The following is a 17,117-nucleotide window of genomic DNA, read 5'->3' as shown; positions in this document are numbered from 1 at the left end:
GATTTCCATGAAAAAAACACGCGCTTTTTTAAAATGGGCCGGGGGAAAATACTCCCTGGTTGAAGAGATTGCCGAGCGTTTGCCTGCCGGGCGTGTGTTGTTGGAGCCCTTCGTCGGGGCCGGGTCTGTTTTTCTCAACACCGACTACGATGCCTATGTGCTCAACGATATCAATCCGGATCTGATCTGCCTGTACAACCATCTCAAGGTGATGCCGGATAATTTCATCACCGAAGCACGCAAGCTGTTCGTAGCGGAGCACAATCACAAGGCGGCCTACTACCGGCTGCGCACCCAGTTCAACCAGACTGAAACCACCTTTGAGCGGGCGATGCTGTTCCTGTTTCTCAACCGCCACGGTTTCAATGGCTTGTGCCGTTACAACAAGAAGGGCGGCTTCAACGTGCCGTTCGGTTCCTACAAGAAGCCCTACTTCCCTGAAAAAGAGCTGTGGGCCTTTGCCGAGAAGGCGCAGAAGGCGACCTTCATCTGTGAAAGCTACGCCGATGCCATCAAGCGTGCCGAGGAAGACTGGGTGATCTACTGCGATCCCCCCTATGCGCCACTCTCCAACACGGCGAGCTTCACCACTTATTCAGCCGGCGGCTTCACCCTGGACGATCAGGCCATACTGGCGCGGCTGGCACGTCATACCGCTGCCCGCAAGGGGGTGCCGGTACTAATCAGCAACCACGACATAGCGCTGACCCGTGAGCTCTATCGTGGCGCCCGACTGGACGAGATCCTGGTCAAGCGCACCATCAGTCGCAACGGTGGCAGTCGCAACAAGGTAGCCGAGCTGCTGGCGCTTTATCCGCCCGGTATAGAGCCGGAACAGGGCTACTACCCAAGCGACGCCGAACTTGTTTCGCTCGGCTGATCCTCTGGCGGCACTTTCGGGTGCCGCTGCTGTTTCTGCCTGTCGCCATCCTGGTGTTCGCCTCGTTTTCACCGGATATGGGTGATAAATCGGGTGGCGCGCTTTTTCCTGCCTGTGTTCGGGTCGTTTTCGCCGGATATGGGCGGTAAATCGGGTGGCCCGCTTTTTCCTCTCTGCGTTCGGGTCGTTTTCGCCGGATATGTGCGATAAATCGGGTGGCCTGCTTTTTCCTGTCTGCGCTAGGGTTCGTTTTCGCCGGATATGGGTGATAAATCGGGTGGCCCGCTTTTTCCTGCCTGTGTTCGGGTCGTTTTCATCTGATATTTGCGGTAAAATTGCGCCGCTTTTTCTGCCACGCTGCCAATGGATGACGCTGATGAAAGACTTTCTGATTGCCCCCTCAATCCTCTCCGCCGATTTCGCTCGTCTGGGTGACGATGTTGCTAGGGTGCTGACCGCCGGTGCTGACGTGGTGCATTTCGATGTGATGGACAACCACTATGTTCCCAACCTGACCATAGGCCCCATGGTCTGTCAGGCCCTGCGCGACTATGGCATCAAGGCGCTCATCGATGTGCACCTGATGGTCAAGCCGGTGGATCGCATCGTTCCGGACTTCGCCAAGGCGGGGGCCAACCTGATCACCTTCCACCCGGAAGCGTCCGATCATGTGGATCGTACCCTGGGTCTCATCAAGGAGCAGGGCTGTCAGGCCGGTCTGGTACTGAATCCGGCGACCTCGCTCTCCTGTCTGGAGTACGTGATGGACAAGCTGGATGTGATCCTGCTGATGTCGGTCAACCCTGGCTTCGGTGGCCAGAGCTTCATCCCCGGCACCCTCGACAAGCTGCGTCAGGTGCGTCGCCTGATTGACGAGAGCGGCCGTGACATTCGCCTCGAGATCGACGGCGGCGTCAAGGTAGACAATATCCGCGCCATCGCCGAAGCGGGTGCCGACATGTTCGTGGCGGGCTCTGCCATCTTCAGCCAGCCTGACTACAAGGCGGTGATCGACCAGATGCGTGCGGAGCTGAGCCATGTCCAGCGCTGAGCGTGATTTTGATCTGGTGCTGTTCGATCTGGATGGCACCCTGATCGACAGTGCCCCCCAGCTGGCGCTGGCGGTCAACCGTACCCTCACTGAACTGGGTCTGGCCGAGGCTGATGAAGCCGTGGTGCGTACCTGGGTCGGCAATGGCGCCGACAAGCTGATCCAGCGCGCCCTGGATTATCGTGAGGCTCCTGAACTGTTTGCCAGGGCCCGCCCCCTGTTCGATCAGCACTATCAGGCCTGCCTGCTGGAAGGGCTTGAAATGTATGATGGTGTGGAACAGAGCCTGCGCCGCTTGCAAAAGCTGGGTTACAAACAGGCCGTGGTGACCAACAAGCCGAGTCACTTCGTGCAGCCCATCCTGGATGCCCTTGGCATCAGCGACTGTTTCGCGCTCTGGCTGGGTGGCAACTGTGTGCCGGTCAAGAAGCCGAGCCCCGAGCCCCTGCTGCATGCCTGCCATGAGCTGGGCGTCAGTCCGTCCCGCACCCTGATGGTGGGCGACTCCGAAAATGACGTGCTGGCCGCTCAGGCCGCCGGCATGAAAGTAGTGGGGCTCACCTACGGCTACAACTATGGTCGTCCCATTGCAGATTCCCGCCCGGACTGGGTATATGAGCAGTTTGCCAAGCTCGATGCCCTGTTAGCCGAGTAAGGTGTCGGGTTGGCCGAATAACAAGGATTAACACTCTCATGACTAAACCAATCGTACTGAGCGGGGCCCAGCCGTCGGGTCAGCTGACCATAGGCAACTATATGGGCGCCCTGCGTCAGTGGGTCAACATGCAGGATGACTTCGACTGCCTCTACTGCATCGTCGATCTGCATGCCATCACCACCCGTCAGGAGCCAGCCGCCCTGCGCAAGGCGTGTCTCGATGCTGCCGCCCTCTATCTGGCGGTGGGGATAGATCCGGCCAAGAGCACTGTCTTCATCCAGTCCCACGTGCCGCAGCACGCCGAGCTGGGCTGGATCCTGAACTGCTACACCCAGATGGGCGAGCTGTCGCGCATGACCCAGTTCAAGGACAAGTCCGCCCGTTTCGAGAACAACGTCAACGTCGGCCTGTTCGGTTATCCGGTGCTGATGGCGGCAGATATCCTGCTCTATCAGGCCAACCAGGTACCGGTCGGCAACGATCAGAAACAGCATCTGGAGCTGACTCGCGACATCTGTACCCGTTTCAACAACCTGTACGGCGAAGTGTTCACCCTGCCGGAACCCTTCATTCCGACCGAAGGTGCCCGGGTGATGAGCCTGCAGGATCCGACCAAGAAGATGTCCAAGTCTGATGACAACGAGGCCAACTTCATCGGCCTGCTGGAAGATCCCAAGCAGATCGTCAAGAAGATCAAGCGTGCCGTGACTGACTCCGACGAGCCGGCAGTGGTGCGTTTTGATCCGGAGAACAAGCCGGGTGTCTCCAACCTGCTGACCCTGATGTCCGGGGTGACAAGCCGTTCCATCCCAGAATTGGAGCTGCACTTCGAAGGCAAGATGTATGGTCACCTCAAGACCGAGACTGCCGAGGCGGTCGTTGCCTTGCTGGAACCCATTCAGGCGCGCTTCCGCGAGTTGCGTCAGGATGAGGCTCATCTGCAAACAATTTTGGCGGCAGGCGCACAAAAGGCGCGTGAAAGGGCTGAAAAAACACTGACCAGCGTATATGATGTCGTCGGCTTCGTTCCTCGAGCCTGACATACTGGGAAGGTGTAGTAGAAGAGAGCTGGGTCTTTGCCTGGCTTTCTTTGTTTTACCCGACCTGCTATTCGTTAATTCATCTTCCAATTTCAAACGCGGGCTTCTGCCCCAAGAGTGAGCATGTCTGTCGAATTAAACACCACGATTGAAGAGTTGGGTGACAAGGGTCACTGGCTGCGTAAATTCCGCAAGGCCAAGAACCTCAATACCCTGCAACTGATGGTCTCCAACGCCATCGACAAATACCACAACACCCCCGCCATTGCCGCCGCCATCTATCTGGCAGAATGCCAGCGCGAGCGCGAAATGGAGCAGGGCCGCTATCTGGACCGTTAATTCTCTGCCTCTGGTTGCCCCATGCTGTTGTTGATCGATAACTACGACTCCTTTACCTGGAACCTGGTGCAGTATTTTGGCGCTCTGGGGCAAGAGGTGGTGGTAAAGCGCAATGACGAGCTGACGCTGGATACCATAGCGCAGCTAGCTCCCCGTTATTTGGTGATCTCTCCCGGCCCTTGCACGCCCAATGAGGCGGGCATCTCCCTGTCGGCCATCAACCGCTTTGCGGGTCAGCTCCCCATCCTTGGCGTCTGTCTCGGTCACCAATCCATGGCCCAGGCTTTCGGTGCCAGAGTGGTGCGCGCACGTCAGGTGATGCACGGCAAGACCTCCCTTATTCGCCATCAGGGCGAGGGAGTATTCAAGGCGCTCAACAACCCGCTGCGGGTCACCCGCTACCATTCGCTCATCGTGGAACGGGAAACTCTGCCCGACTGCTTCGAGGTTACCGCCTGGAGTGAACATGCCGATGGCTCTTTTGACGAGATCATGGGTCTGCGCCATAAGCAGTTGAATATAGAGGGAGTTCAGTTCCATCCGGAGAGCATTCTGAGCGAGCAGGGTCACCAATTGCTGGCCAATTTTCTAACCAGTTCCTGAATGGTTGTGATTGGCCTCACAGAATCGAGATGAGGCCAAAAATATTTTCCCTGACACTTTATTCACCCCCTTCCCTGTCCAAATTATCTCTTGCCAACACCCCCTGAGCCGTTATGCAATGCGGTTGCCTAAAATCTCACAGGCAATCGAACATTGTTCCCTGTAACTTGCTTTGTTGCAGACTTTTAGCTTTTTTTCTGTGACAATGCCGATGTGTTTACATGGATTTAACTTTTGGGCGGTGGATTATTCTGTCGCCAGATCGAAGGAGAGCAATATGTCAGAGTTGTTGGCAGTGACACGTGAAGTGTTTGATGAAGTGATGGTTCCCAACTATGCGCCCGCCAAGATAATCCCGGTGCGTGGTGAAGGGTCACGTGTCTGGGATCAGGAAGGCCGTGAGTATGTCGACTTTGCCGGCGGGATCGCCGTCAATGGCCTGGGTCATTGCCATCCCAAGCTGGTCGAAGCCCTGAAAACCCAGGGCGAGAAGCTGTGGCACCTCTCCAACGTGATGACCAACGAGCCGGCTCTGCGTCTGGCCAGGAAGCTGGTTGCCGCCACCTTCGCCGACAAGGTCTATTTCTGCAACTCGGGCGCCGAAGCCAACGAAGCGGCCCTCAAGCTGGCCCGTCGTTATGCCATCGAGAAATTCGGTGAGCACAAGACCCAGATCATCGCTTTCCATCAGGGTTTCCACGGTCGTACCTTCTTTACCGTCAGCGTGGGTGGCCAGGCTGCCTACTCGGATGGTTTCGGTCCCAAGCCGGCTGATATCACCCATGTGACTTACAACAATCTGGCGGAGCTGGCTGCCGTCATCTCCGACAATACCTGCGCCGTGGTGATGGAGCCGCTGCAAGGGGAGGGTGGCATCATTCGTCCGACCGACGAGTTTGCCAAAGGGGTGCGCGAACTCTGTACCAAGCACAATGCCCTGCTGGTCTATGACGAAGTGCAATCCGGGGTTGGCCGTACCGGCGATCTGTTTGCCTACATGGGTCTTGGCGTCACGCCTGACATCCTCACCAGCGCCAAGGCGCTTGGCGGCGGCTTCCCCATCGGTGCCATGCTGACCACCAATGAAATCGCGGCTCACCTGAAAGTGGGCACTCACGGCTCCACCTACGGCGGCAACCCGCTGGCGTGCGCGGTGGCCGAGGCGGTGATCGATGTGGTCAACACCCCGGAAGTGCTGAGCGGCATCAAGCAGCGTGAACAGCTGTTCCACGCCGGTCTCGACGCCATCAATGCCAAGTACCACTGCTTCAGTGAAGTGCGTGGCAAGGGCCTGTTACTCGGCGCCGTGCTGAACGATGACTACAAGGGCCGCTCCCGTGATTTCTTGCTGGCCTCCATCGACCAGGGGCTGATGGCACTGGTAGCAGGCACTAACGTGGTGCGCTTCGCACCGTCACTGGTTATTCCGGAAGCGGATATCAAGGAAGGGTTGGCACGGTTCGAGAAAGCGGTTGCCCAGGTGGTTAACGCCTGATCCTAATTGAGGTGGGGAGCCCTCCCGGCAGGAGCCGGGACCCCACCTGTCGTCAATGAAAGGGAGTTGTCATTTATGTTGGTTATCCGTCCTATCGAGCAAAAAGATTTTGCCGGTCTCAAGACCTGTGCCATTGAATCCGGCACCGGCATGACATCATTGCCTGTCAACGATGAACTGCTGCAGCGCAAGATAGATGCCTCGACCCAGACCTTCTCGGACAAACCGGCAGGTAAGGGTGATTGCCTCTACTTCTTCGTGGCTGAGGATCTGGAGACCGGCGAAATGGTCGGTACCTGCGCCATCGATGCGGCCGTGGGCCTGTCCCAGCCGTTCTACAACTATCACATCGGCAAGGTGGTGCACTCTTCCCCCAAACTCGGCATCTACAACGTGGTCGAGACGCTCACGCTGTCGAATGACTACACCGGCAATTCCGAGCTGTGCACCCTGTTTTTGCGCGAATGCGCCCGCGAGGGGCTCAATGGCCGCCTGCTCTCCAAGCACCGTTTCCTGTTCATGGCCGAGCACCCCGAGCTGTTTGACAAGACCGTCTTTGCCGAGATGCGTGGCGTCTCCGATGAAAAAGGTCACAGCCCCTTCTATGAGTGGCTGCAAAAGCATTTCTTCTCGATGGATTTTCCTACAGTCGACTATCTCACCGGCATCGGCAAGAAGCGCTTCATCGCCGAGTTGATGCCCAAGTACCCCATCTACGTCAACCTGCTGAGCAACGAGGCGCGCGCCGTCATCGGCCAGACCCACGAGAAGACCCGCCCGGCCATCAAGATGCTGCAGGATGAGGGGTTCGTGAACCGTGGCTACGTTGACATCTTCGATGCCGGCCCCACCGTCGAGTGTGACGTAAAGAACATTCGCAGCGTGCGCCGCAGCCAGAAGCTGCGGGTGCTGATTGGCGAGCCCATAGGTGGCAAGACCCATCTGATCTGCAACACCCGCTACGAACAGTATCGCGCCTGCCACGGCAATATCCGGGTCGATCTGGACAAGCACGAAGCCATCATTCCGCCCAAGATGGCGGCGGCACTCAAGGTGCAGGATGGCGACATGGTGCGTGTCGTCGATCTCGACTGAGTCGCCTTGTCTGGTGTTGAAGGCAGCAGAACCGCATATGAAACAGGTAGCCAAGGCTGCTTGTGAAACACAGGGAGTGAATTGATGAGCCATTTAGTACAACTTATCGACGGCCAGTGGCTGGCCGGTGAAGGCAAGCCGTTCGAGTCAATGGATCCGGCCAAGAATGAAGTCATCTGGCAAGGGGGCGCCGCCAGTGCCAGTCAGGTGGATGCTGCCGTCAAGGCAGCCCGCGCAGCCTTCTACCATTGGTCTGACATGAGCCTGGAAGCGCGTCTTGCCATAGTGCGTCGTTACGCCGATCTGCTCGGCGAGCACAAGGAGGCGCTGGCGCTCACCATAGCCCGGGAAACCGGCAAGCCCCTGTGGGAAACCCGCACCGAAGTGGCCGCCATGCAGGGCAAGATTGCCATCTCCATTCGCGCTCATGACGAGCGTACCGGCACTGTCGAGAACCCCATGCCGGGTGCCAAGGCATTCGTGCGCCACAAGCCCCACGGCGTGGTCGCCGTGTTCGGCCCCTACAATTTCCCTGGTCATCTGCCCAACGGTCACATAGTACCGGCGCTGATCGCGGGCAATACAGTGGTGTTCAAGCCCTCCGAGCTGACCCCCATGGTGGCTGAAGCCATGCTGAAGATCTGGCAGGAGGCGGGTCTGCCCAAGGGTGTCCTCAACCTGGTACAGGGTGAGGTAGAGACCGGCAAGGCGCTGGCAGGCAATCCGGATATCGACGGCCTCTTCTTTACCGGCTCGTCCCGTACCGGCCATTTCCTCCATCAGCAGTTTGCCGGTCAGCCCGGCAAGATCCTGGCGTTGGAGATGGGCGGCAACAACCCGCTGATCGTCAAAGATGTGAGCGATGTGGATGGCGCCGTCCATGCCATAGTCCAGTCAGCCTTCATCACTTCCGGCCAGCGCTGTACCTGCTCGCGCCGTCTGTTTGTCGAGCGCGGTGCCCGGGGCGATGCCCTGGTCAAGCGATTGGTGGAGGTGGTCGGCCAGATCAAGGTCGGTCTCTATGATGCCGCCGATCAGCCCTTCATGGGGGCCATGATCAGCGAGAAAGCGGCTCTCGGCATGGTAGCGGCGCAAGCCAACCTGCAACAACTGGGTGGCGAGAGTCTGCTTACCCTCAAGCACCTGGAAGCGGGCACCGGCTTCGTTTCGCCCGGCATCATAGATGTGACCGCAATCGGTGCGCTGCCGGACGAAGAGTACTTCGGCCCACTGCTGCAGCTCATTCGTTACGACGATTTCGATGCCGCCATCGATCAGGGCAACGCCACCAGCTTCGGCCTATCGGCCGGCCTGCTCGGTGACAGCGAGGCGGACTGGCACCACTTCTTCAAGCGCATCCGCGCCGGTATCGTCAACTGGAACAAGCCCATCACGGGCGCCTCCAGCGCCGCGCCGTTTGGCGGCATAGGTGCCTCCGGCAACCACAGGGCGAGCGCCTACTACGCCGCCGACTACTGTGCTTACCCGGTGGCTTCCGTCGAGGACAGCAAGGCAGCCATGCCGGATCAGTTGTCTCCGGGTTTGACCTTTTAACAAGGAAGAGGCCGGCAGCAAGGCCGCCACGGCTGACACTGTCCTCCTCTGCGCTGAGCGCTGATAACAAAAAGTAAAAGGGGCACTGAACAGGTGCCCTTGTCTGTACCCGCAATCAAAGGAAAGAGAGATGCAAAAGGATATCGACACCCTGTTCGGTCACTTGTGGGATAACTACATTCAAGTCACCCCGAGCGCCCTCAAGGTCCACACCCTGCTGGGTGGCGGCGAGCCCATCGTCAATGATCATGTGGCGTTTCGCACCTACAACCTACCCAAGCTGGGGCTGGAGAAGCTGGCCGCCCACTTCCTGGCGCTCGGTTACGAGCAGAAGGGTGAGTATGTGTTCAAGGCCAAGAAGCTCTATGCCAAGCACTTTGAGCATCAGGATCCGGATGCCCCCAAGGTGTTCATCAGCGAGCTGAAGGTAGAAGAGCTTTCTGAGGCGGCCCAGGCCATCATCCACAAGCTGGCTGAGCAGGTGCCTGATCACCTGACCGACACCCAGGCATTCCTCTACACGGGGGCGCCCTGGCAGGTATCCTGGGCCGATTACCAGACCCTGCTGGCAGAGAGCGAATACGCCGCCTGGATGGCGGCCTGGGGCTATCGCGCCAACCACTTCACGGTCAACATCAATCGCCTCAAGCAGTTCGATACCATCCAGCAGGTCAATGCCGCCCTCAAGGCGGCCGGCTTCGTGCTCAACGGCGTGGGTGGCGAGGTGAAAGGGGACCCGCAGGTGATGCTGGAACAATCCTCCACCATGGCCGACAAGGCGGATGTACCCTTCAGCGACGGCGTGCGCACCATTCCGAGCTGCTTCTACGAGTTTGCCCTGCGCTACCCGCAGGCCGACGGCGTGCTCTACCCGGGCTTCGTCGAAGCCTCGGCCGACAAGATCTTCGAATCCACCAACGCCATGTAACGGCGATGGTTGGCAAAAACGCCCCGAAAGGGGCGTTTTTTATGGCGTTTTGTGCCGGGCCCGTAGACCCCCGTTTGTCGCTGATATGCTCTCATCCAGGCCGCTGCGCGATATCTCAGCCGAGTCGGGGTTGAACGACCGAGCCCACCCGCAAGGGTGGGCCAGGATACTCGTCTGTCACACCTGCTGCAGCGTGCCTTCGGTGGCCAGCAAGGTGGTCATGCCGCCGGCCTTGCCTGCCTGAATGCCGATCTGGGTATCTTCAAACACCAGGCAGTTGGCGGGATTGGCGCCGAGCAGCTCGGCTACCTTCAGGAAGGTATCCGGATGGGGTTTGTGGTTGTGGATGTCGTCGGCACTGACCAGCACGGAGATATAGGCATCCAGGCCGGTGTTTTTCAAAATGCGCTCGGCATGATCCCGCGATGACCCAGTGCCTATGCCCATCGGCACCTTGCTGTGGCAGCGCCTGACCAGCTCCCACATGGAGGGGAAGACGCTGACCTTGTCGATATGCGCCAGATAGAGGGCCACCTTGCGGCGAGTGAAGGCATCCACATCGATATCCAGTCCGTGCTGTTCGGCCAGTATGCTCACTATCTTGCGGGTGGGAATGCCGCCATATTCATTGAGTTGCTCACGATTGAACGGCAGACCGAACTCTGCGCTGGTTGCCTCCCAGGCATCCAGATGCAGGGGCATGGAGTTCACCAGGGTGCCATCCATATCGAAAATCAGGGCGTCGTATTGATCAAACCGGAACTGCTCGGACATGGGTCTGCTTCCTCTTGGGCCAAAAGACCACACTACCAGATCCGGCGTTCGGATGCCGCGACGGCCGTCATGGTCAAGGGACTGGCCGCTGGATGGCAGTGGTTTTAGCCATCGGATAATGATTTATGAGACAATAATAAGTTCTTTGCCGCAGATTTTGGCATTTCACATTAGCGAGCCCCTATATGTCCCCAAAAACCATCTTCTCAAGCGTGGCCCTGGTGATCGCCCTGGGTTCACTGGAAAAGAGCATAGTCACCACCCCCTTGCCCATCATTGGCGCCGAGCTGAACGCTGGCGCGGCCCTCACCTGGGTGGTGACCGCCTATCTGTTGGCGGCCACCGCCGCTCTGCCCGTGTATGGCAAGTTGAGCGATATGTTCGGTCGGGTACGCATGCTCAATATCGGTATTGGTCTTTTTCTGGCGGGATCCGTGGCCTGCGCCTTGGCGCAGGATCTGCCGACCCTGCTGGCGGCTCGCGTGCTGCAAGGGCTGGGGGGCGGCGGCCTGATTGCACTTGCCTTTACCGTGATTGCCGACTGCATACCGCCACGGGAGGTGGGCAAGTATCAGGGTTACATCTCGGCCGTGTATGCGGTCTCCAGCATCGCCGGGCCTCTGCTCGGCGGCTACTTTACCGAGCAGTTGAGCTGGCGCTGGATCTTCTGGATCAACCTGCCTCTCGGGGCGCTCGCCATCTGGCTGGTGAACCGCAACCTCAAGCATCTCAATGTGCGTCGTCACAGCCGTTTCGACTGGAAGGGGGCGGCACTGCTCATCACAGTGACCACGCTGACCCTGTTGCTGTTATCACCCGAGACTGCGTTGCCCCCCATCTGGCTGGCGGCGGGTTTGGCGGTTGCCTTGCTGCTGCTGATCCTGGTGGAGCGACGTGCCCATGATCCTATCCTGCCTGTCCATCTGGTGCGGTTGCCCGGCTATCTGGTGAGCGTGCTGCTGGCACTGGTTTCGCAACTGCTGATGTTCGCTGTGCTGGTCTATTTGCCGTTGCAGATGCAGTGGCAGAAGGGAATGGGGGCCAGTGAGAGCGGCCTCTACATGGTGATCTTCATGGTCTGCATCACGGCGGGTGCTTTCGTCGGCGGCAAGCTGATCGGTCGCACCGGTTACTACAAGCGGTTCGTGGTGGTGGGCTTCGCACTGTCTGCGCTGGCTTTGTGGCAAATTCATTTCGATGTCTGGGCCAGTCTGGGGTTGGGCTTTGCCGGTCTGGGTCTGGGGCTGGTGCTGCCGGCCCTCGCGGTTGTGGTGCAAAATGCATTGCCGGCAGCGGATCGCGGCATCGGCATGTCCCTGTTCAACTTCGGCCGTGAGCTGGGGGGCGCGGTCGGGGTCGCCATCTGCTCCGTGCTGTTTCATGCCGCCCTGCCGGCGGGCACCAGCCACAATCTGGCCAGCCTGAGTCCGGTCGAGCTGGCTCCGGGGTTCAGCGCTACCTATATCGGCATGGCGCTGATCGCCAGTGCCGCCTTGCTCATCACACTATTGGCATTGAAGCGGCACGAGCTGGCTACCATGCCTGCCTGATGACGATCAGACTGGATGTGAAGAGGGCTCCCAACGGGAGCCCTCTTTGTTATCCGGTTTCACTGGTCGCCGGCAGGCCGATCACTCCTGCGGGGAAGCCTCCTTGCCAGCCAGCTGGCTGAGCCAGGCGAAGCGGCGGTTGGCGTCCAGTTCCGCTTCGCGATAGAGCAGGGTGGCGATCTCCGGCAGCTGACGTTCGAGGCGCTGGAAGCGGGGCTCCTGGCTCAGGGTCTCGGCCAGCGAGGCGTTCGGTGCCCGGGAGTCGAGCGCCAGCGGCAGCTTGCCCTCGTCGCTGCGGCGCGGATCGAAGCGGTAGAGCGGCCAGAAGCCGGTGGCGGTCAGCTGTTTCATCTGCTCGTGGCTCTGGGCCAGATCGTAGCCGTGCTCTTCGCAGGGGCTGTAGGCGATGATGAGCGACGGCCCCGGGTAGGCTTCCGCCTCCTGAATGGCCTTCACCGTCTGGTTCATCTGGGCGCCGAGGGAGATCTGCGCCACATAGACGTGGCCATACATCATGATGCTGGCACCAAGATCCTTGCGCCCCTTGCGCTTGCCCTGCTCGCCAAACTTGGTGATGGCACCGAGTGGCGTGGCCTTGGACTGCTGGCCGCCGGTGTTGGAGTAGCACTGGGTGTCGAGCACCAGCACATTGATGTTCTCCCCCAGGCTCAGCACATGGTCGAGCCCGCCAAAGCCGATGTCATAGGCCCAGCCATCGCCGCCGATGAGCCAGACCGACTTGTCCACCAGGTGATCCGCGTCCTTCGCCAACTCAGCGGCGCCCGGCTCGGTGCGACCCTGCAGCAGGCTGCGCAGTTGCTCAATGTGGGCCCGTTGCTCCGAGACCGGCAGGCCGGCGTCTTGCAGCCCCTGTTGCAGCTCGGCCGGAACGGCGTCCCCCAGACCGGCCAGCAGGCGGCGTACCCGATCGCGATGCTGATCGACGGTGAGCCTGAAGCCCAAGCCAAATTCGGCGTTGTCCTCGAACAAGGAGTTGGCCCAGGCCGGGCCACGGCCCTCTGCGTTGGTGGTGTAGGGGGTGGTGGGCAGGTTGCCGCCATAGATGGAGGAGCAGCCGGTGGCGTTGGCAATCAGCAGCCTGTCCCCGTAGAGCTGGGTCAGCAGCTTGATGTAGGGGGTCTCGCCGCAGCCTGAGCAGGCGCCCGAGTATTCGAACAGTGGCGAGACCAGCTGGGAGGTGCGGATGTCTATGCGTTCCAGCTGCTCGGCGGTGCGCTCGGGCAGCGCGAGGAAGAAGTCGTAGTTTGTCTTCTGGGCCTCTAGGTGATCCAGCCGGGAGGCCATGTTGATCGCCTTGCGGCTCGGATCTGTGCGGTCCTTGGCCGGGCAGACTTCGACGCAGAGGTTGCAGCCGGTGCAATCCTCAGGCGCTACCTGCAGCACGTATTGCTGGCCGCGCATGTCGCGGGCCTTCACATCCAGCGCATCCAGGGTCGCGGGGGCATCGGCCAGCGCGTCCTTGTCCACCACCTTGGCGCGAATGGCAGAGTGCGGGCAGGCCGCCACGCAGTAGTTGCACTGGGTACAGAGGTCCGCCTGCCAGATGGGCACCTCCTTGGCGATGTTGCGCTTCTCCCAGCGGGTTGTGCCCACCGGCCAGGTACCGTCCGGCGGGAAGGCTGAGACCGGCAGGCTGTCGCCCAGCCCCGCCAGCATGGCGGCGGTGACCGTCTGGACGAAGTCGGGGGCCTTGGCCGATACCACGGGGGGGCGTTGGTGGCTGGACTGATCGAGCACCTGCAGCGGCACCGGGATCAGTGCCTCGCAGGTGGTGGCCAGCGCCTGCCAGTTGCGCTCGACCAGCTCGGTGCTCTTGTTGCCGTAGCTCTTGGCGATGGCCTGCTTGAGCAACTCGGTGGCCTCTGCTGGCGGTATGATGGCGGTCAGCTGGAAGAAGGCCATCTGCATCACGGTATTGATGCGGTTGCCGAGCTGGCATTCCCGGGCGATCCTGGCGGCGTTGATGATGTAGAACCGCGCCTCTTTTGCACGCAGGACCTGTTGTACCTCCTGCGGCAATCGCTGCCAGATCTCTGTCGGGCCATAGGGGCTGTTGAGCAGGAAGATACCGCCGAACTTCAGCCGCTCTGCCATCTGGTACAGGTCGATGAACTGCCACTGGTGGCAGCCGATGAAGTCCGCCTCGTCCACCAGGTATGCCGATTGCACCGGCCGCTCATTCACCCTCAGGTGGGAGACGGTGAGGCCGCCCGCCTTCTTGGAGTCGTAGACGAAGTAGCCCTGCGGATAGAGCGGGGTGTGATTGCCGAAGATCTTGATGCTGTTCTTGGCCGCCGAAACGGTGCCATCGCTGCCAAGGCCGTAGAAGAGCGCCTCCAGCTTGCTTTGACCGGGATAGTCGAGCACCGGCAGCGGCAGGGAGAGGCCGGTGATGTCGTCGAAGATGCCGACGGTAAAGCGCGGCCTTGGGTTATCCAGCACCAGCTCGTCAAACACCGTCTGCACACAGGCCGGATTGAACTCCTTGGAGGAGAGACCGTAGCGACCGCCGATGACCCGCGGCAGGCTGGCCCGCTCGCCCCGGCTGACCGCCTCGGCCAGCGCCGTCATCACGTCCAGATAGAGGGGCTCGGCCTGGGCCCCCGGCTCCTTGGTGCGATCCAGCACCGCAATCTTGCGGGCGCTCTCGGGAATAACCGCCAGCAGATGCTCGGCACTGAAGGGGCGGTAGAGGCGCACCTTCACCAGCCCCACCTTCTCGCCCCTGGCCAGCAGCCGTTCGATCACCTCTTCGCAGGTGCCGATGGCGGAACCCATCAGCACCAGTACCCGCTCGGCCTGCGGGTGACCCACATATTCAAACGGCTGGTAGTAGCGGCCGGTTAGCGAGCCGAAGGCCGCCATCGCCTCGCTCACGTGGCGATAGCCCTCGTCATACCAGGGATTGCTCGCTTCCCGGCACTGGAAGTAGGTGTCCGGGTTGGCGGCGGTGCCGCGAATGACAGGCTTGTCGGGGGTGAGCGCTCGATCGCGATGGGCGCGGATCGCCGCCTCCGGCAGCAGGGCACGCAGTGTGTCATCCGCCAGCGGCACTATCTTGGCTATCTCGTGGGAGGTGCGAAAACCGTCGAAGAAGTGGATGAAGGGCAGCCGGCTGTTGAGGCTGGCCACCTGGGAAATCAGGGCGAAATCCTGTGCCTCCTGCACATTGCTGGCACAGAGCATGGCGCAGCCGGTCTGGCGCACCGCCATCACGTCCGAGTGATCGCCAAAGATGGACAAGGCATGGGTCGCGACGGTACGCGCTGCCACATGCAGCACGAAGGGGATGAGCTGACCCGCCAGCTTGTAGAGGTTGGGGATCATCAGCAGCAAGCCCTGCGACGAGGTAAACGAGGTTGCCAGCGCGCCTGTCTGCAGGGCGCCGTGGACGGTGGCGATGGCGCCTCCCTCCGATTGCATCTCCACCACGCGAGGTACATCCCCCCACAGATTTTTGCCCCGATCGCTCGACCAGGCCGACGCCAACTCCGCCATGGTGGAGCTGGGGGTGATGGGGTAGATGGCGATGACTTCGCTGGTGCGGTACGCCACTGAGGCGACTGCGTTATTACCGTCTGTGGTGATCATGAATTGTCCACTTGCTATGCCAGTTTGAAAGCCGGCGGTTGTCCACCGGCCATGGATAGGTCGCAGGCATAGTAAGAGGGTTGGAGAGAGCGCATCAAACGGGATAAATAATCAATTAATACATCGTCTATTCGCCATTTATACCCTTGAAAATAATCGGGTCTATTTGTCGGGATATATCTATCGATCCAGCGTGAATAATGGTGGCAGGGATGAGTCGGTACCGAAATCGTTGAATTAAATAAATCATGAAATTAAATAACTAGATGGAAGAGTCATGTTTGCTTGCACAGGCAGCCTGAGTTGGAAACCGGTTGCCGCTCATGGTGGATGGGCGACCTGTTGGGGGGCGTGCCTGGTTCACGCCCGTTTTCTGTCGGGGATCAGGCCGTGGCGTTGACCGGCCGCAAGACCACTATGGCACTGCCAAACAGCAGTATGGCCAGGGCTGCCAAGGCCACAGGCCCTGCGCTGTAGGCAAATCCGGCGACACCGGACCAGAGCGCCACGCCAAGGTGCATCATGGTCATCGCCAGTGACATCAGCATGCCTCTGTGAGCGCTGGAGAGCTGCGCAATATAGCCCTGCAGAGCGGGCGATCCTATGCCGCCTGCCAGTGCCCACAGCAGCAGCGGCACTATCGGCAGCAGAGGCAGCAGCATGGGTTGCCCGGCTGGATAGAGGTAAAACCAGACGCTGACCAGCAGGCAGACCACCAAGGCCATACGCATCAGGGGGCGCCCGCTCTCGACCCGGCCAGACAGGCGGGGCATCAGCAGGTTGCCGATGACGCTGATGATGCCAAGCAGAGCGTACAAGCCCCCCACGGACCCGATGGACCAGTCCTGGGTATCGCGCAAATGCTGACCGACGAGATTGAACAGGCCGATTCCGCCGCCAAGGCCCAGGCACATGGCGAGCAAGGCACCCACAGCACCCGGGATGGCCAGCAGGCGGGGGCCCTTGTCCTCCTGATGTCCCGCTGATACTTCTGCCGGCTCCTGGTCGGCTGGCAGCAACGCCAGCGCCGCCGCCACACACCAGGCGCATACGCCAAGCAGGATGAAGGCAGCCCGCCAGGAGAGCCATTGGGTCAGCAGAGCCCCGACGGCCGGGCTCGCTATCATGCCCAGGGTCAGGCCTGCCTGGACCCAGGCAATGCGTTTCATGGCATCTGTCCCTGCGCTGTCGGCAGCCATGGCAAAGGCGATGGGCAACATGCCGGCACTGGCCAGGCCGGTGAGCACCCGGCTTGCGAGCCCCCATTCAAAGTTCTCCACCAGGCCTGTTGCGACTGAGGCCGCCCCGAACAACAGGGCGGCGGGCAGCATCACCTTTATCCTGCCAAGGCGATCCGAGAGGCTACCCAGCAAGGGGGCGACCATCGCCAGCGCCACACTGTAAGCCGTGATAAAAAGGGTGATGCGCTCGGGTTGAACTCCCAGATCCTTGCCGATGGGAGCCAGTATGGGGCCCAGCATCAGCTCATCGGCGCCCACCAGAAACGCAATCAAGAACAGCAATATTTTCAAAAACAT

General features: G+C 60.2%; 14 protein-coding genes. 11 read left to right on the top strand and 3 right to left on the bottom strand.

Features of this window, described 5'->3' with window-relative positions; genetic code table 11:
- Positions 1–7: 7 nt before the first annotated feature.
- From AACX78_RS17545 to AACX78_RS17500, 10 genes are all read left to right on the top strand, one after another.
- Positions 8–880: a Dam family site-specific DNA-(adenine-N6)-methyltransferase gene (locus tag AACX78_RS17545; protein ID WP_017412038.1), complete on the top strand. Its 873-nt coding sequence runs from the start codon at positions 8–10 to the stop codon at positions 878–880.
- 376 nt (positions 881–1,256) lie between these two features.
- Complete coding sequence (gene rpe / locus AACX78_RS17540) at positions 1,257–1,931, top strand: ribulose-phosphate 3-epimerase (RefSeq protein ID WP_005317108.1); 675 nt, start codon at positions 1,257–1,259, stop codon at positions 1,929–1,931.
- A complete protein-coding gene (locus tag AACX78_RS17535) occupies positions 1,918–2,586 on the top strand; it encodes a phosphoglycolate phosphatase (RefSeq protein WP_159166964.1) in 669 nt (222 codons plus the stop codon). Before rpe ends, AACX78_RS17535 begins: the two co-directional genes overlap by 14 nt.
- 38 nt (positions 2,587–2,624) lie before the next feature.
- Positions 2,625–3,629 (top strand): tryptophan--tRNA ligase, encoded by a 1,005-nt coding sequence (gene trpS / locus AACX78_RS17530; protein ID WP_159166963.1) that lies wholly within the window; start codon positions 2,625–2,627, stop codon positions 3,627–3,629.
- Positions 3,630–3,752: 123 nt separating this feature from the next.
- Complete coding sequence (locus AACX78_RS17525; protein WP_005317103.1) at positions 3,753–3,968, top strand: hypothetical protein; 216 nt, start codon at positions 3,753–3,755, stop codon at positions 3,966–3,968.
- Positions 3,969–3,989: 21 nt separating this feature from the next.
- Positions 3,990–4,571 carry an aminodeoxychorismate synthase component II gene (locus tag AACX78_RS17520; protein ID WP_159166962.1) on the top strand — a complete coding sequence of 194 codons (582 nt, stop codon included), beginning with the start codon at positions 3,990–3,992 and terminating at the stop codon, positions 4,569–4,571.
- Between the two features lie 277 nt (positions 4,572–4,848).
- Entirely contained in the window at positions 4,849–6,066 is a 1,218-nt protein-coding gene (locus AACX78_RS17515) for an aspartate aminotransferase family protein (RefSeq protein WP_159166961.1), read from the top strand.
- A 75-nt stretch (positions 6,067–6,141) separates the two neighbouring features.
- The gene (astA, locus tag AACX78_RS17510; RefSeq protein ID WP_005317100.1) at positions 6,142–7,161 is read left to right on the top strand and encodes an arginine N-succinyltransferase; all 1,020 of its coding nucleotides are present in this window, start codon (positions 6,142–6,144) and stop codon (positions 7,159–7,161) included.
- Positions 7,162–7,245: 84 nt separating this feature from the next.
- Positions 7,246–8,715 (top strand): succinylglutamate-semialdehyde dehydrogenase, encoded by a 1,470-nt coding sequence (gene astD / locus AACX78_RS17505; RefSeq protein ID WP_159166960.1) that lies wholly within the window; start codon positions 7,246–7,248, stop codon positions 8,713–8,715.
- Positions 8,716–8,845: 130 nt separating this feature from the next.
- Positions 8,846–9,643, top strand: a complete 798-nt coding sequence (locus tag AACX78_RS17500) for a DUF1338 domain-containing protein (protein WP_005317093.1) — start codon at positions 8,846–8,848, stop codon at positions 9,641–9,643.
- Positions 9,644–9,820: 177 nt separating this feature from the next.
- On the opposite strand, the gene AACX78_RS17495 is transcribed toward AACX78_RS17500, so the two are convergent.
- On the bottom strand, positions 9,821–10,417 hold the full coding sequence (locus tag AACX78_RS17495) for an HAD family hydrolase (protein WP_159166959.1): 597 nt from the start codon (positions 10,415–10,417) through the stop codon (positions 9,821–9,823).
- Between the two features lie 185 nt (positions 10,418–10,602).
- Here AACX78_RS17495 and AACX78_RS17490 point away from each other — a divergent pair, with 185 nt between their 5' ends.
- Positions 10,603–11,967 carry an MDR family MFS transporter gene (locus AACX78_RS17490; protein ID WP_159166958.1) on the top strand — a complete coding sequence of 455 codons (1,365 nt, stop codon included), beginning with the start codon at positions 10,603–10,605 and terminating at the stop codon, positions 11,965–11,967.
- A gap of 81 nt (positions 11,968–12,048) precedes the next feature.
- On the opposite strand, the gene nifJ is transcribed toward AACX78_RS17490, so the two are convergent.
- Both nifJ and AACX78_RS17480 read right to left on the bottom strand, forming a co-directional pair.
- Positions 12,049–15,579 carry a pyruvate:ferredoxin (flavodoxin) oxidoreductase gene (nifJ, locus tag AACX78_RS17485; RefSeq protein ID WP_159166957.1) on the bottom strand — a complete coding sequence of 1,177 codons (3,531 nt, stop codon included), beginning with the start codon at positions 15,577–15,579 and terminating at the stop codon, positions 12,049–12,051.
- Positions 15,580–15,962: 383 nt separating this feature from the next.
- On the bottom strand, positions 15,963–17,117 hold the full coding sequence (locus AACX78_RS17480) for an MFS transporter (RefSeq protein WP_159166956.1): 1,155 nt from the start codon (positions 17,115–17,117) through the stop codon (positions 15,963–15,965).

It is taken from the genome of Aeromonas sp. 9A (genome assembly GCF_963900955.1).
GTDB classification, from domain to species: domain Bacteria; phylum Pseudomonadota; class Gammaproteobacteria; order Enterobacterales; family Aeromonadaceae; genus Aeromonas; species Aeromonas salmonicida.
Note: the sequence above shows the minus strand (reverse complement) of the source record. Positions and strands in the feature narration are given on the sequence as shown.